The organism is Anaerobiospirillum thomasii (assembly GCF_900445255.1).
Lineage (GTDB): Bacteria > Pseudomonadota > Gammaproteobacteria > Enterobacterales > Succinivibrionaceae > Anaerobiospirillum_A > Anaerobiospirillum_A thomasii.
The window spans coordinates 759245-775060 of sequence record NZ_UAPU01000007.1 but is presented as its reverse complement, the minus strand read 5'-3'; the positions used below and the strand labels follow the sequence as shown (position 1 = coordinate 775060).

12 protein-coding genes are annotated in these 15816 nt (G+C 40.6%); 10 read left to right on the top strand and 2 right to left on the bottom strand.

Features of this window, described 5'->3' with window-relative positions; all coding sequences use genetic code 11:
* Positions 1 to 31 precede the first annotated feature (31 nt).
* Positions 32 to 1183 carry an IS110 family RNA-guided transposase gene (locus DRZ93_RS10585; RefSeq protein WP_113745807.1) on the top strand — a complete coding sequence of 384 codons (1152 nt, stop codon included), beginning with the start codon at positions 32 to 34 and terminating at the stop codon, positions 1181 to 1183.
* 598 nt (positions 1184 to 1781) lie between these two features.
* On the opposite strand, the gene DRZ93_RS10580 is transcribed toward DRZ93_RS10585, so the two are convergent.
* The gene (locus tag DRZ93_RS10580) at positions 1782 to 2681 is read right to left on the bottom strand and encodes a flagellin N-terminal helical domain-containing protein (RefSeq protein ID WP_113745808.1); all 900 of its coding nucleotides are present in this window, start codon (positions 2679 to 2681) and stop codon (positions 1782 to 1784) included.
* Between the two features lie 228 nt (positions 2682 to 2909).
* Between DRZ93_RS10580 and DRZ93_RS10575 the strand changes: the two genes are divergently transcribed.
* Complete coding sequence (locus DRZ93_RS10575; RefSeq protein WP_113744016.1) at positions 2910 to 3530, top strand: hypothetical protein; 621 nt, start codon at positions 2910 to 2912, stop codon at positions 3528 to 3530.
* Positions 3527 to 3865 (top strand): IS66 family insertion sequence element accessory protein TnpB, encoded by a 339-nt coding sequence (gene tnpB / locus DRZ93_RS10570; protein WP_113744302.1) that lies wholly within the window; start codon positions 3527 to 3529, stop codon positions 3863 to 3865. Before DRZ93_RS10575 ends, tnpB begins: the two co-directional genes overlap by 4 nt.
* A 17-nt stretch (positions 3866 to 3882) precedes the next feature.
* On the opposite strand, the gene DRZ93_RS10565 is transcribed toward tnpB, so the two are convergent.
* Entirely contained in the window at positions 3883 to 6126 is a 2244-nt protein-coding gene (locus DRZ93_RS10565; RefSeq protein ID WP_113746569.1) for an IS66 family transposase, read from the bottom strand.
* A gap of 688 nt (positions 6127 to 6814) precedes the next feature.
* On the opposite strand from DRZ93_RS10565, the gene DRZ93_RS10560 reads away from it, so the two are divergent.
* The 7 genes from DRZ93_RS10560 to DRZ93_RS10530 all read left to right on the top strand — a co-directional run bounded on the left by DRZ93_RS10560 (position 6815) and on the right by DRZ93_RS10530 (position 15811).
* Positions 6815 to 9250, top strand: a complete 2436-nt coding sequence (locus DRZ93_RS10560; protein WP_113745809.1) for a transposase — start codon at positions 6815 to 6817, stop codon at positions 9248 to 9250.
* A gap of 537 nt (positions 9251 to 9787) precedes the next feature.
* Positions 9788 to 10423, top strand: a complete 636-nt coding sequence (locus DRZ93_RS10555; RefSeq protein ID WP_172458196.1) for a flagellin — start codon at positions 9788 to 9790, stop codon at positions 10421 to 10423.
* A gap of 151 nt (positions 10424 to 10574) precedes the next feature.
* Entirely contained in the window at positions 10575 to 11486 is a 912-nt protein-coding gene (locus DRZ93_RS10550; RefSeq protein ID WP_113746567.1) for a flagellin N-terminal helical domain-containing protein, read from the top strand.
* 143 nt (positions 11487 to 11629) lie between these two features.
* A complete protein-coding gene (locus DRZ93_RS10545; RefSeq protein ID WP_113746566.1) occupies positions 11630 to 12529 on the top strand; it encodes a flagellin N-terminal helical domain-containing protein in 900 nt (299 codons plus the stop codon).
* A gap of 137 nt (positions 12530 to 12666) precedes the next feature.
* Positions 12667 to 13575 carry a flagellin N-terminal helical domain-containing protein gene (locus tag DRZ93_RS10540; RefSeq protein ID WP_113746565.1) on the top strand — a complete coding sequence of 303 codons (909 nt, stop codon included), beginning with the start codon at positions 12667 to 12669 and terminating at the stop codon, positions 13573 to 13575.
* 202 nt (positions 13576 to 13777) lie between these two features.
* The gene (locus DRZ93_RS10535) at positions 13778 to 14800 is read left to right on the top strand and encodes a nucleotidyltransferase family protein (protein ID WP_113746564.1); all 1023 of its coding nucleotides are present in this window, start codon (positions 13778 to 13780) and stop codon (positions 14798 to 14800) included.
* A gap of 9 nt (positions 14801 to 14809) precedes the next feature.
* Positions 14810 to 15811: an NAD-dependent 4,6-dehydratase LegB gene (locus DRZ93_RS10530; RefSeq protein WP_113746563.1), complete on the top strand. Its 1002-nt coding sequence runs from the start codon at positions 14810 to 14812 to the stop codon at positions 15809 to 15811.
* Positions 15812 to 15816 lie beyond the last annotated feature (5 nt).

Below are 15816 nucleotides of genomic sequence, written 5' to 3'. Positions count from 1 at the left end.
TTCCCAAGGTTTTTACAATGAGGAAGCTAACATGCCCACATCTACAATATCTCAAGCATCCATAGACTACATAAACGAATTCTTTCTAAAAACTGGTAAAAGATACCTTGCAGTAGATCTTGCATCCAGAGTTGTTCAGATTTGCTACTACTCAATAGCCCATAAAAAGATAATCAATAAAGAAATAAGAGCCAGCGAGCTTGAAAGTGTACTAAGCTCATATGAATCAGGAACTTTGATTGTAGGCTTTGAGGCATGTGGCGCCTGCCACTACTGGGCACGCCGTGCTCAGGAGCTGGGCCATGAGTACAGATGCTTTATGGCAGAAAATATACGTAAACATAAGAAAAAAGAAAAGACAGATAAGATTGATGCTCTTGCCATCTTCAAAGCTTTACTTGACCGTGACAGTGCAGATCTGAGCATAAAATGTAAAAGTCTTGATCATCAGATGCTCTCAAGTCTCATGACAACCCGTTCATGCATTACAAGCCAGAAGGTTAAGAGCCTGAATGCGCTGCGCGCATTCATGTATGAATTAGGAGTAGTCCTACCACGGGATTTAAGTCCTCAAAGGATGATAAAAAAGGCGCTTGCTTACAAGGAGCAGATGCTGCTCGAGCAAGGTGCCGACAGTGAAGCCTTTATCTTTTTTGATATATCGCTGCAGACCTATATTGCACAGATAGAGCACTGTGTAAAAATTATTGATGGACTGGATAAACAAATTGAGGAGCTCTCACGCAAGAATACAACATGTCAGCTGCTAAGAACCATACCTGGCGTTGGCTATATTATAGCTATGATGCTCTATATTGCAGGCTTTGATATATCAAACTTCAAAAATGCCAAGCACTTTGCAGGCTTCTGTGGCATAGCACCCCATGTAGAAGGATCAGGTGGCACTGCAACCAATCTTGGAGTCAGACATTTTGGCAACAGAGCTCTGGCAGGCATGCTCTACATAGGAGCTATGGCCCACTACTCAAATACATTAAAAAAGACGTTGGAAAATTCAGAGAATGAGCAGATCAAGGTGCAGATGCAAAAGAGACGTAAGGTCTTAATCTGCGCCATAGCAAATCACATAGCCAGAACTGCATTTGCTGTTATAAGGGATAAGACCCCCTATACAACGCAAAGAGCAAGTGGGCTACTAACTGCCTATAAAGAATGTATTTAATGTCTTTTATTTAAAGTTTTTTACAGGAAAACCACGAACAAGCTTAATGCCCGTGAAAGCGAATATAGATTTGTGTATGTAAAAAACTTATGTCATAAAAGATGACAACCAAATTTTAATGAGTCAGGTGAATGAACCTAAAAAATATAAAAACTATTATCCAACTCGATTTAAGAGGAGGACTTTAATTTAATTATACAGGTTTGTGAGCCTGACTTAAAAAGTATCAACCCCTAACAGAGGAGTCAATTATGTAAAGGTTATTGAACCTATACTAAAATAAACACGCTACAGTTTTAGTATATGGTATTTAAAAGGTAATAGCAAGTATAAAGTATTTAAGGCAATCTTAGGCTTAAAGCTTACGTCAACACAAGTATACACAGTACCTGCGTTACCTGGAGTATTGTCTACAAAAAAGATTGAATCTAAGTTCGAAATCGCGTCTAGCTTAAAACTGCCCTTTGAATAGGAACATGATTCAATCAAGATGGATGCATTGTAAAATGCATAGAAAAAGAAGGCTGTGGCCTTCTTTTTGTTTGGATGTTTAAGGAGGTCGATGCCTCCTTAATACAGAACTCAAATTTTGAATATATTAGCCAAGCAGTGATAAAGCCAGCTGTGGTCTTGAGTTGGCCTGTGTCAGCATGGATGATGCAGCCTGCTGAATGATGGTCTGCTGTGACAGTTTGGCTGACTCTTCGGCAAAGTCTGTATCACGGATACGGGCACGGGCATCAGATACGTTCATGGAAACATTTGACTGATTGCGAATTGATGATTCCATACGGTTCTGCATAGCACCCAAATGGGCACGATGTTTGTCAATTCCAGCAATAACTGAATCAATTGTAGTAATTGCAGCTGCTGCCTTGGATTGAGATGTTACTACAAATAATTTACCTGCCACAAAACCATGATCGTCTTCAGTTAAAGCAGCCCCGACTGCAGCTGAAGCAAAAAGACTTAAAGCAAATCCTTCACTAAAACCTGTCATCTGTAAGGTATCGCCTTTATAGGCACCAACCTGAATTGTGATAACACCACCACTGGCAACTATACTACCAGCCCCACTGCCATTTAATATAGTGTTTCCACCAAATTTTGTTTGCTTAGCAATTCGTGTTATCTCAGATGACAGCTGTGTCACTTCCTGCTGAATTGCCTCACGGTCCTTGGTGTTATTCGTACCGTTTGATGACTGTACTGCTAAGGTACGGATACGCTGTAACATGGTTGTCATCTCATCCATAGCTCCTTCCATAGTCTGAGCAAGGGCTATGCCGTCGTTCGTATTTCTATTTCCCTGATTTAAACCGTTAATCTGAGCAGTCAGACGGTCAGAAATCTGCAGACCTGCAGCATCATCTTTAGCAGAGTTAATACGCAGACCAGATGATAATCTCTGATAGGTGGTATTGAGATTGTTGGTAGCATTGGTCAGGTTTCTCTGGCCATTGATTGATGAAACGTTGGTATTGACGAATAGCGCCATGGCGACCTCCTAAATTGAATCTGTTTCTTTCTATAGCTTAATTATCGACCGGGGGGGGGGGTAACTTTAGGATTTTTCTAAAAATTTTTAGTCTCTACCCTATAAACAAATTTTTATCTTGCTTTGATCCTGTGCACCACTCAGGATCTTTTCCCTTCCTATAACTTCTATTTAATACCCAAGCTGATTGGTGCAGACTATAAGCACATAATTAAGCGAGGGTTACTTATGACAATTAAAACCAGATGTTCTACCAGCAAAAGACCAGACTGTCTATATTTTATTCTTCATCGCTTTATAGAGTACTGCGTCTCATGCATGAGAAATAAGCAACGTATAGTCAGAGTCCGTTTCTATAACTATCTAAGAGATCAAAAGCTCTTCACTGTAGGTAAGGCTCCAACCTGGATGGATAAACTCTATTACAGGCATGAGGAGTTCATTATTAAAACAACTGATGCTGTGTATGCAGGTCTGCTAGGACCTGTAGAGTTTGAGCAGGCTATAAAAGAGTACATTAGTATTTATCTTGGAGTAGATATGGATGAGATTAATAAGGCGCAGGCTGTAACTGTTATAGATAACTCAGACTTTAACAGCTACATGATAAAGAAACCAAAAAACAGGCTGCCAGTTATTACTACAGCTACATCTGAGAGTTCAGGATCGGATGGCTATATTGCATGCTGCGATTCTAAATCTGCCCCTCTAGGCACTAATAAGAGTACAGCAGATGCATCTCTTGAGATAAGCATAGGATCTTTTGATTTTAGGATTAAAAATAAAGATGGAGCCTCACTTTTTTGTGACGTGGTAACTATGATGCGCACCGGAGGGTTACTGAAATGAGATTTTTTGAAACTGGGGAAATATATTATTGCTCTGCGCCTGTAGACTGGCGTATGAGGATGAGATCTTTAAGCTCATATTCATCAGCTCTGCTTGGCATCAATATAAGGGATAAAGACTGCTATGTCATATTTCGCAACAGACATGGTAATGCCCTTAGAGCTCTGCACTACAGACAGGGGCAGATGATGATGCTTGAGGCAGCACTCGATGAGGACAGGGCCAAATATCCTATGGTCAGAATAGAAAATGGCAAAGCAGTATTCACTCTAAGCCGAGAGGAGCTGGCCTGTCTCTTTAATCGAGGTGTTGGTGCTGTTACTACCTCGAGGTAGCAACAGCTGCCTATGCTTTATTCTGTCTTAAGCTCAAATGTGCGCGCTGCACATTCAGGGCTCAGCCACGGTATCAGATGCGCTGGCAACTCAATATCAGCATAGAGCTCAGGTTTGTTGTAGTCATCTCTATTGCTTTTCGGGTTCGATTTAAGCTCTCTGGCATTAAATGCAGCTACACGAGCTTTAGTAACTCCCTGAATCATGACATAAGATGCCACATTCTGCAGAAATTTTATTGGATCAGATATACCACAGCGGTTTATAGTATGCACACAACTGAGTATTCTGCTGATAGCAACACCACTGTCATGGGAATGAATAAAGAGTTTGGCATTACGGGCTGCTGCTACAGATTTAGCACAATGCTCAGCCTCCATGCTTGTAGTATCAAGCATGCCATGCTCGATAAAAGCATTAAACTCCTGGGCATTGTTCATAAAATACACCACAGGTGTAGAAACATTGCTGATACGCTGAGCCTTTTCATAGCGTTTCTTTTTCTTTACTGCATAGACTGTGGCAAGACTGGTAAAGAGTGTATTCACATCCTGCATCAGCTCTTTACTGTATGTATTACGGTAGCGCTGTCTTATAGAGGAATAATCAGAGCCCTGATCTTTAGTCTGTATATATTCATTGTAGGCACATTTTTCTACATCAAACACCTGTTTGAGTTTGCCATAAATAATGTGCAGTACCAGCATAGCCTGGTTTTCATCCTGCAGGTCATAGCCATTCTTTTCTATATTTTCAAAGACACTGTCAATATCAATAGCTTTACATGTAGCAGTGTTGTAATAAAGCTCAATACTGCGTCTTATCTTGGTCATAAGATGACCAAGACAGGACTGATGTCTGATATTGTTATCCTGAGCAAATGTACCATATGTGGCAAATGCATCTGTAGTAATGCCGGATAATGCAGAGTCACAACCTATGAACTGCTGTATAAAATCCTTTGTTTTAGAGCGTGAACCTGACGGACCAAAAAGAATAAGTGGAGCATCAGGTAGAGAGCTGCAGGCTATAGGCACATATTCAGTGGTAGCGCCTTTACCTTTTATAACATGGGTAAACTTGGTCTCATCAAATTGCAGAGTATTACACTTGCACAGCTCCTGTGTAATAGCCTTTTCAAGCGGAATGAGCAGATATGAGAATGTAATAAGGCTGGAGTATAAAGTACTGTTTCCAAGCTGCATACCTTTGACAAAGGCCTTTTTAAAGCTGTTGACAGCAAAACCCATAGACATCATAAGGGCCATGAGAGTTATTACATTCATGCTAATAGAGCGACCTGGTAGCAAAGGCAGTGCTCCTGTGTATATGGTATCAATAAAGCCACAGGTCTTGCATTCAGCTTTCACCACAGGGGTTACTATCTTATACACACCATTATTCTTATCTACAAAACCAGTGGCGGCCAGACTGTCTAAAATCTCTGAGGCGTCTTTATTGATAACCTCAATATTGGTCGAGCCACAGTTAGGACAGATACGATCTTTTAAAATCTCCTCAACAGATTTTGCGCTCTTGTCTTCAACTGTATTTAGGTTGCTGGCTTTGCTCTTTTGTTTGCCATTGCTCTTACCACTCCTTGCAGGTGGGCAAGGTGTCTTATGCTCCCTGGACATGGCAGAGGCAAGCTCATTATTGCTATTAACAAGCTTATTAAATCTATTAATACCATTAACGATAGAGTTTTTGGTATCCATAATCTTTTTAGATATAGCAAGACCTTTAGCCTTTTCAGACTCAACCTGCTCATGTATCTGCTCTTTTGCAGGTAATGAATCAGAATACTCATCTCCATCGGCAGCATTGGCATGCATATCTCCTGTAGAGGCCACATTTGCTTTTACATCATCTCCTGATGCAGAGCTGGAGGCAGTTGGTTTGATTTTAGGAACAGCAAAGAACTTATGTGCAAATAAAAATTCTTTTAATTCTGCATTGCTTGTCACCAGCTCACATAAGATTTGGAAAAGCTCAATTAAAAGCTCAGAGTTATCGCTGACACCACAGATTCTGTCGTACACATGTGCAGGAGCAACAACAGCAAGTTGCTTGACAAGAGCGTGGACAGAGGCTCTGTTAATCATTAGGTATCTAGGAATGTCATTTTTCAGTATGTGGTATTCCTGATTCATCTGCTGGATCTGCAACTCCTGCTCTTTATTTTTCTGCTTGGTTTTTTCAAGCTCTTTTTGAAGAAGTTGTATCTGAAGTTTGAGCTCTTGCTCTACTGCTTTTGACATGACATAATCCCTTTAAAACTATGCTCTAATTATACCATACAACAGGTGTAAAAACCCTTTATTTTTTCTATATATTTCCTTATATATCAAGCAGTTACATGCAAAATCTAGCATCAAAAACATGCAAAATCAGCCTCAAAAAATGATAATAATATGACTACTTAAGTAAAATAAAGGATAACAGAAATGCCATACTGAAATGCCACATAAGTCCAATGATGAGTGGGGGTGATTTAACCCCCATCAATCTGGCGTTTCATGAGGCTATGAGGTAACAATGGCAGATTTGATGGATTTTATCCTTTGAAGGGGCGGAAGATTAGGTACGTCTGACAGATGGGGGTGGATTCACCCCCCCCCATACTCATTTGGCATAGACAGCGGCGCAATCAAAAATATTTTTTCTGGGGCTTCGCCCCAGACCCCAGACACCTAAAGGTGTAAGACCATGGTTTTAAGTGATGTCGGCTTATTGTCTTTTATATTTTTGAGTTTGTTTATAGGGTAGAGACAATTTTTACGATTTATTGGCTTTTATTATAGTATGCCAGAAACGTCACGTTTTTATTTGATGTGTTTTTATTTTTACAAGTTATGTGTTTTGAAAATCTTTAGAGGCAACAAAAGAGCCCTGTATGTCACTACAGAGCTCTTACCTCTAAATTTTCTTTAAAACGAGGATTTAATTATGTCACAGATCTACGATTTAAGAAATAACCCATTTGCTCAAGCCTGGATAAATTTTGATTTTAAGGTGGCTACCAAGCTGCAATGTGATCGCATTATTCAGGATTTATTTGAAACAAGTGACTCACTGCCTATGAGTTTTAACAGCAGGCAGGAGGCTCAGGAGCATCTGAATATAAGCTACAGAGCACTTTTTGAAAGAGTGGAGAGAGCCAAGTCCAGAAGCAAGGCTCATTTAGTTGCAGCAGGCTGCAAAGAATTTGAAAACATACCTGTCATCATAGAAAAAAGTGAGCTTAAAAAGTACGTGAATGTCTTTGAGCCATACATGATTAATAAAATTGTCAGTAAATGTAAGAAGTATGTGGTGATAGAGCTGCCAGCTGCCGCTGCTATCATCTTTAATCTTACATCGCGATCCAACCGCAACAAGATAAAACAGCAGTTAGGTGGCTTTACCGATAAGGGTGAACTGATTGTAGGTATAGATTTGGCCTCAGAATTACAGGAAATCTGTTTTTATCATGACACACTGCACTATCCTGTCAGTGTCCCTGTAAAGACCAATGTGCTTTTAGCCTATTTAGACTTAAGTCATCAGAGCATGTTTATAGTCTCAGAGTCCTGCTCTATGATATCCAAGCTCAATGATATGGTGGAAAGGCTTAACCAAAAAGCCCACCATGGCAGGCACTATACCTATGTTGCCCTCAAGAACACACATATCAATTATTTAAAAAGCCGTGACTCCAAGACTGATAAAAGTGATGCCACCATTTTATTTATAGCAGGCTCCACTCCCTCAAACCTGATACCTAAATCTCTTATATCTGATGAATACTGTGCCACTGGTAAAATCATATCATCTATACTCAAGGCCAAAAATCAGAGATATCAGAGTGTCATAACTGAAATTAAAAATGCAGTGCTCGAGCTTACCGGCACTGCCATAGATAAAAATGCCAATGGCGATGAGGTGTGCCGTGCCGCCACACTGTTACTGCTCTCACTTATGCCAAAGCTAAGATACTGTGTACAAAGGGTTTTATCTGATAGTGACCCTAAACATAATGAAGAGCTTATAGCTGCTGTCAGGGGACTGCGTCTTTTAGATGATGAGCAAATCAACAGAGCATTGCAGATGCGCAGCATCTGCAATGATGAAGATGTAACACCAGATTTGCAGGTAAGATTTATAGATAATGGATCCAGTGCTGATGAAATAAAAGCCGGCAAGGTTACATATAAAGGATTTGAGGGTTTAAATTTAGATTACTGTAAAGATATTGTAACAGACGGAGTGCTTACACATCTGACTCCAGCCCCTGGCTATAGCTATGAGGAGATGGATGCCATTATGTTTTACACCATGGCCTCATCACTTATTGGCAGTATACAGGAGGCTGTAATGCTGCAGATGCAGATTGAAACCCAAAAATGTGCCATAAAAGATTTAGTGGTGCCCTCCAATATTGCCATGACAGCAGCTTGTCAGATTCCTGCCATAGGCAGATATCAGGCTTTTGAGCTTGTTATCTCACTAGGTGATGTATGGCGTTTTGCCTCAGCCAAGGATGCTCAGTCATACCTGGGTATAGTTCCTGTACAGAGCTCTACAGGACATAAGCATTGTAAAGGTCGCAGGCAAAGCAGAAAAGGACGAAAGTCCTTTAAAAAGAGTATGTTTTTAGGACAGCTGGCTGAATCTATGCGCCATGACTTTGGAATATCAGATGACTGCAGCTTATGGAAAAACATATGTCATGCTGTGGCCGTCTACATTGCCATGATGAAACAGAACAAGCAATATATGCCACTTAAAAAAGATGCCGATGGCAGAAATAAAAGTAAGCTCAGGCAGTTCTCCAAGGTTAAGGTAGATGATAGATCCGATATTATTGCCTCAATACGTAAATCAAGAAGAGTATCCAAGCAAGGCATGACTGCCATGCTTTGCGGGCTGTACACAATAACCAGAGTCAAAGAGGCTCACAATTCCTGTCAGGATGAGCCTTTAATGGTTTCTGATTTTGAAAATGACACTGCCATCATGCCTACCTATCAGAACAACTACAAGCTGCCAAAAGTGGACAGCAGATATGAAAGACATCTTATAAAAGAGCGTATCAGTCATGCCCTGTTTAATGACTACAACTGCTTTTATGCCACTATTGACAGCATCTGCCCTGGCAGAGGCTCGCTTATGGGCTGGTTTGGCAACAACTATTTTGCATTTTTAGATTTGCTTATAAATGACATTTCCGCTCACTCCTATGCTTTTGCCAATACTGTAAAACACGCAGGAGCACAGGAGATTTTGAAAATTGTACAAAGAAAGGTTAATACATTTGGCAAGAAAGCCAAAAGCACTTTAAACAGCATCAAGAAGGCTGAACAATATCAGGCCGCAACTGAAATTACTCTGCAGAGCTTATAGGAGCTTTATATGCAAAGAGACTTAGATTTAAATCCTATTAACCAATAATTTGAACGAACTATAGAGTCAGGCAGTCGTGTTGACTCTTAATGTAATTCTGGGCTTCGAGCCATTTCAATAATGTAGAGAAACATGACTGCAACCCACTTTGAATGATAACTATAAATGCCATTAGCATTTAGATTTTTTATCTGAAATTCATAATATAGATGTTAGCTGCGAGCTATTAAAGCCTGAAAAAAGGCCTGTCTGACTCTAAAGTCCCCGTTCTGCGGGAGAAATTTTATGCCGTAAAAAGCTATTTTTTTGTTTTTTATGTGACCCAATTTAAGCTGAGGACAGATTTTTGCCCTCTGAATTTTTTTACGCCCAAAATTTTGGGCTTAACTGGATATAAACGCGATAAAATCAGGAATTCTATTTAAAAGAGTAGGCATTTTGATCTGTGAAAAAATTAAAAAAAGTGCTTGATTTAAGATCCAGTCCGATATAGACGCCATTGCTTTAGCTCAGACTGCCGAAGGCGCCATGGATGAGATGTCAAATATGCTTCAGCGCATCCGTACCTTAGCAGTACAGTCAACAAACGGTACCAACAATGCAAAAGATCGTGAAGCTATTCAGCAGGAAGTTACACAGCTGTCAAACGAGATAACACGTATTGCTGAGCAGACTAAGTTTGGTGGTCAGTCATTCCTCTTTGGTGGTAAAGCTGACGGCTCAACAATTGCTAACTCAGTAGGTGAGATTACCATTCAGGTTGGTGCCTACAATGGCGATACCTTAAAGATGACTGGATTTAGTGTGGGATTTGCTATCAGTGTTTTGGGAGATGGTATGGATGCCGATACCAATGGCTTTGACGGCACAGCATTTGTTGTAAACAAGCAGTCTCATGCCTCACTTGCTATTACAACAGCTGATACCTTTATTGCAGCTATCGACAAGCAGCGCGCTCACTTAGGTGCTATGCAGAACCGCATGGAATCATCAATCCGCAATCAGTCAAATGTTTCCATGAATGTATCTGATGCCCGTGCCCGTATCCGTGATACAGACTTTGCCGAAGAGTCAGCTAAACTGTCACAGCAGACCATCATTCAGCAGGCTGCCTCATCCATGCTGACACAGGCCAACTCAAGACCACAGCTGGCCCTGTCACTTCTTGGCTAATAAGATTCAATATGAATTGTGTTTGTATGAAGGAGGCTCAGGCCTCCTTTTTAAATTTGAGAAAAAATAAAAAAAATTTAAAGATCGGATTTCTATTGACGTTAATAGAAGTATATATCAGATACAGAATTCAATTTTTAGGAGCACCATTATGGCCTTATTTGTAAATACCAATGTTTCATCAATTAATGGTCAGCGTAATCTTACCAACGCTACCAACAACTTAAATACCACCTATCAGAGATTATCATCTGGTATGCGTATTAACTCAGCTAAAGACGATGCTGCTGGTCTGCAGATTTCCGATCGTTTAACCTCACAGATCAACGGTTTAAATCAGGGTAACCGTAATACTAATGACGGCATAGCTTTAGCTCAGACTGTTGAGGGAGCTATGGATGAGATGACAACCATGTTACAGCGCATTCGTACTCTTGCAGTACAGTCATCAAACGGCACTAATAATGCCAAAGATCGTGATGCTTTAAAACAGGAAGTTACTCAGTTATCTCAGGAAATAACCCGTATTGCCTGTCAAACTAAATTCGGTGGAGAGAAGGTTCTAGCAGGTGCAGCTGCCGCAGCAGGTCAAATGAACGGTCTTATCAATACAGTTGGAGAAATCACCATTCAGGTAGGTGCTTACAATGGCGATACTTTAAAAATGACCGGTTTCTCAATCAGCTTTGCTTTAAGTACATTTGCTTCAAAAGCAGCAAATAAAGCCCTTACTGCTGCAGATAGCGGTTTCGAAAAGGGCCTGTTCCTGGTTTCTCTACAGTCTGAGGCACAGGCTGCAATTGATACAGTTGATCTTGTAATTGCTGGTATTGACAAGCAGCGCGCTCACTTAGGTGCTATGCAGAATCGTATGGAATCATCAATTCGCAATCAGTCAAATGTTTCCATGAACGTATCTGATGCCCGCGCCCGTATCCGTGATACAGATTTTGCCGAAGAGTCAGCAAAACTGTCACAGCAGACCATCATTCAGCAGGCAGCATCATCCATGCTGACACAGGCCAACTCAAGACCACAGCTTGCCCTGTCACTGCTTGGTTAATATGTCTTGAAATAGATTGTCTTTGTAAGAGGAGGCACAGGCCTCCTTTTTTTATTTTATAAAAAATAATTAAAGAAAAAATTACTAGTGACGTTAATAGAATTATAAAACAGATACAGAATTCAATTTAGAGGAGCATCATTATGGCCTTGTTTGTAAATACCAACGTTTCATCAATTAATGGTCAGCGCAATCTTACCAATGCTACCAACAATTTAAATACTACCTATCAGAGATTATCTTCTGGTCTTCGTATTAACTCTGCCAAAGACGATGCTGCCGGTCTGCAGATTTCTGATCGTTTAACCTCACAGATCAACGGTTTAAATCAGGGTAACCGTAATACTAATGACGGCATAGCTTTAGCTCAGACTGTTGAGGGAGCTATGGATGAGATGACAACCATGTTACAGCGCATTCGTACTCTTGCAGTACAGTCATCAAACGGTACCAATAACACTAAAGACCGTCAGGCAATTCAGCAGGAAGTTAATCAGCTTTCTGAAGAGATTACACGTATTGCCTGTCAGACCAAATTTGGTGGCAACTCAATCTTAAATGGCAGTGCTGCTCAGGGTACTCTTGTCGGCTCAGGTGGTTTAATTACCTTACAGGTAGGTGCCTACAATGGTGATACTCTAACTTTAACTGGTTTTAGTGAAGGTTTTGCTTTAAGTATTTTTGCTTCAACAGCTGTTGGCGCAACTCTTGCCGCAGATACTCATGGTTTTGCTGGTGGTAAATTTGTTGTTACAGCGCAGTCAGAGGCTACTTTAGCTATTAACACTGTAGATGCCGTTATTGCAGGTATTGACAAGCAGCGTGCTCACTTAGGCGCCATGCAGAATCGTATGGAGTCAACCATTCGTAATCAGTCTAATATTTCTATGAATGTATCTGATGCCCGCGCCCGTATCCGTGATACAGACTTTGCCGAAGAGTCAGCCAAACTGTCACAGCAGACTATCATTCAGCAGGCTGCAAGCTCAATGCTGACACAAGCCAACTCAAGACCACAGCTTGCCCTGTCACTGCTTGGCTAATATGTCTTAAAATAAATTGTCTTTGTAAGAGGAGGCTCAGGCCTCCTTTTTTAATATAAAAAAACTAAAGAATTATTTTTTACTGACGTTAATAGAATTATAAAACAGATACAGAATTCATTTATAGGAGCATCATTATGGCCTTGTTTGTTAATACCAACGTTTCATCAATTAATGGTCAGCGCAATCTTACCAATGCAACCAATAATTTAAATACTACATATCAGAGATTATCCTCTGGTCTTCGTATTAACTCTGCCAAAGACGATGCTGCCGGTCTTCAGATCTCCGATCGTTTAACATCTCAGATCAATGGTTTAAATCAGGGTAACCGTAATACCAACGATGGCATAGCTCTTGCCCAGACCATGGAAGGTGCCATGGACGAGATGACAGGTATGTTACAGCGTATCCGTACTTTAGCAGTACAGTCATCAAATGGTACTAATAACGCCAAAGATCGTGATGCTATTCAGCAGGAAGTAACTCAGCTTTCAAATGAAATTACCCGTATAGCTTGTGCAACTAGATTTGGTGGAGAACAAGTTTTAGCTGGCGTAGGTCAAAATAATGCAGCCAATGGATTAATCAACAGTTTAGGAAAGATTAAGATTCAAGTAGGCGCTTATCAGGGTGATACTTTAGAGATGACTGGTTTTTCAACAGGTTTCACCTTAAGTAAAATGGCAACAACAGCTCTAGGTGCACAGGTTGCTGTTGATACACATGGCTTTGAGGGAGGTAGATTTGTTGTATCACAACAGTCTCTTGCTCAAAATGCTATTGCCTCAGTAGATAAGTTTGTAGAGCTAATTGACAAACAGCGCGCTCACTTAGGTGCTATGCAGAACCGTATGGAATCATCAATTCGCAATCAGTCAAATGTTTCCATGAACGTATCTGATGCCCGTGCCCGTATCCGTGATACAGACTTTGCCGAAGAGTCAGCCAAACTGTCACAGCAGACCATCATTCAGCAGGCAGCATCATCCATGCTGACACAGGCCAACTCAAGACCACAGCTGGCTTTATCACTGCTTGGCTAATAAGATTCAATATGAATTGTGTTTGTATGAAGGAGGCTCAGGCCTCCTTTTTTGATCTGGATATTTTTAAAAGGAAAAAAATTAAATCGCCGTTTTTGCAGTAAGGTTCAAATATATGACATAAAAGTGTCGTATTTTCAGTGTATTATATTGTTTAAATTTTAAAGATTCGTCTAGAGCATAGTGCATTTGTGAGAAGGTTATGAATAAATATCTGTGTGAAGAGAGTGAAAGTATAAAACATGCTCTTGAGCAGCTTGGCAATGTACCTATACGTACACTTATTATTGTGCACAAGAATATAGTGTGCGGTTCTTTAACTGACAGTGATATTAGAAAGGCTGTGCTAAAGGGTATAGATACCACAGCTCCTGTCAGCTCCATTATGAACACCAACTGCATCAGATATGAGGTTTGCAGTAAAGATGAGTTTATCTCAGATGAAAAAAGACGCAGCATCTTAAAAGACAGCAATTTAAATATGGTGCCTGTTGTAACTCATGCCAACGAGCTTGTCGATCTTATAGTCAAGAACCATTCTATCTATGCAAAGACTCCTGTGGTTATTATGTGTGGCGGTCTTGGTACACGCATGGGAGATCTGACACGTGAAACGCCAAAGCCAATGCTCAAAGTCTATGGCAAGCCTATGCTTGAGATTATCATCAGACAGCTGGCATCAGAAAAATTCAAAAAGATTTATCTTGCTATTAACTATCTAGGTGAACAGATAGAAAACTATTTTGGAGATGGTAGTGATTTTGGTGTTGAAATCAAATACATCAAAGAGGGCAAGAGACTGGGTACAGCAGGAGCTCTGTCACTGATTGAAGATGATATCAAGATGCCGCTTGTGGTCATGAACGGTGATATTATCACTGATTTTGATGTAAGAAATCTTATGGATTTTCATATGCAGAATCATTCCTTTGCGACTATGGCCATAGCTGAGCATACTATACAAAATCCATTTGGAGTGGTTGATTTTAGCGGCATTGATTTTATTGAAATAAAAGAAAAACCAGTGTACAGAAGTTTTATAAACTCAGGTGTATATGCCATAGATCCTGCGTTTTTAAAGCTTGTGCCCCAAGATACATTTATAGATATGCCGACACTTTTGAATATGGCCAGAGATATGGGTAAGAAGGTACGAGTCTATCCTATTATCGAAAGCTGGGTTGATGTCGGTCGTGTTGATGATTATCAGAGAATTAATGCATAAGAGAGATATATGTTTAAAAAAATATTAATCACAGGAGCTGATGGTTTTATAGGCTCCCATCTGACTGAATACATGGTCAGGCAGGGTTATGATGTAAGGGCATTTGTTCTTTACAATTCCTTTAACTCAAACGGCTGGCTTGACAGTGTGCCTGAGGATATTAAAAATTCAGTTGAGGTTTTCTCTGGCGACATACGCGATCCAAATGGTGTAAGACAGGCTTTGCAGGGCTGTGATGCTGTGCTGCATTTAGCTGCCTTGATTGCAATTCCTTACTCCTACCACAGTCCTGATACCTATGTTGATACCAATATCAAAGGTACTCTCAATGTGCTGCAGGCAGCACGCAGCCTTGATGTGCAAAAGGTTGTGGTGACATCAACCTCTGAAGTTTACGGCAGTGCGCTATATGTACCTATAAATGAGGAGCATCCGCTGCAGGGGCAGTCTCCATATGCGGCCACCAAGATAGGAGCCGATCAACTGGCTTTGTCATTCTATCGCTCCTTTGAACTGCCGGTAGCACTGATAAGACCATTTAATACCTATGGTCCAAGACAGTCAGCCCGTGCCGTTATACCTACAGTAATTACACAGATTGCATCAGGACTTGAGAGTATAAAGCTTGGAGCTTTATCTCCCACACGTGATTTTAATTACGTTTCAGATACAGTGAGCGCCTTTGAGGCGATTTTAAATTCAGATAAGGCCATAGGTCAGGTCATAAATGCCGGCTCCAACTTTGAGGTAAGCATTGGCGATACTGTAGATATTATAAAAAGACTTATGGGATCTGATATTGAAGTGATTACAGATGAGGTACGTCTGCGCCCACAAAAGAGTGAAGTCAACCGTCTGTGGTGTGATAATACAAAACTCAAAGCACTGACAGCCTGGCAGCCTGAGTATGCAGGACTTGATGGTTTTGAGCGCGGTCTTGCAAAAACCATTGAGTGGTTTTCAGACAAAGACAATCTTAGTCTGTACAAGGCAGGTGTGTACAACATATAGGTACT

Coding starts and splice junctions, on each gene's coding strand:
- DRZ93_RS10585 (WP_113745807.1), top strand. CDS start 32: ATGCCCACATCTACAATATCTCAAGCATCCATAGACTACATAAACGAA.
- DRZ93_RS10530 (WP_113746563.1), top strand. CDS start 14,810: ATGTTTAAAAAAATATTAATCACAGGAGCTGATGGTTTTATAGGCTCC.
- DRZ93_RS10545 (WP_113746566.1), top strand. CDS start 11,630: ATGGCCTTGTTTGTAAATACCAACGTTTCATCAATTAATGGTCAGCGC.
- tnpB (WP_113744302.1), top strand. CDS start 3,527: ATGAGATTTTTTGAAACTGGGGAAATATATTATTGCTCTGCGCCTGTA.
- DRZ93_RS10535 (WP_113746564.1), top strand. CDS start 13,778: ATGAATAAATATCTGTGTGAAGAGAGTGAAAGTATAAAACATGCTCTT.
- DRZ93_RS10540 (WP_113746565.1), top strand. CDS start 12,667: ATGGCCTTGTTTGTTAATACCAACGTTTCATCAATTAATGGTCAGCGC.
- DRZ93_RS10550 (WP_113746567.1), top strand. CDS start 10,575: ATGGCCTTATTTGTAAATACCAATGTTTCATCAATTAATGGTCAGCGT.
- DRZ93_RS10580 (WP_113745808.1), bottom strand. CDS start 2,681: ATGGCGCTATTCGTCAATACCAACGTTTCATCAATCAATGGCCAGAGA.
- DRZ93_RS10565 (WP_113746569.1), bottom strand. CDS start 6,126: ATGTCAAAAGCAGTAGAGCAAGAGCTCAAACTTCAGATACAACTTCTT.
- DRZ93_RS10555 (WP_172458196.1), top strand. CDS start 9,788: ATGTCAAATATGCTTCAGCGCATCCGTACCTTAGCAGTACAGTCAACA.
- DRZ93_RS10575 (WP_113744016.1), top strand. CDS start 2,910: ATGACAATTAAAACCAGATGTTCTACCAGCAAAAGACCAGACTGTCTA.
- DRZ93_RS10560 (WP_113745809.1), top strand. CDS start 6,815: ATGTCACAGATCTACGATTTAAGAAATAACCCATTTGCTCAAGCCTGG.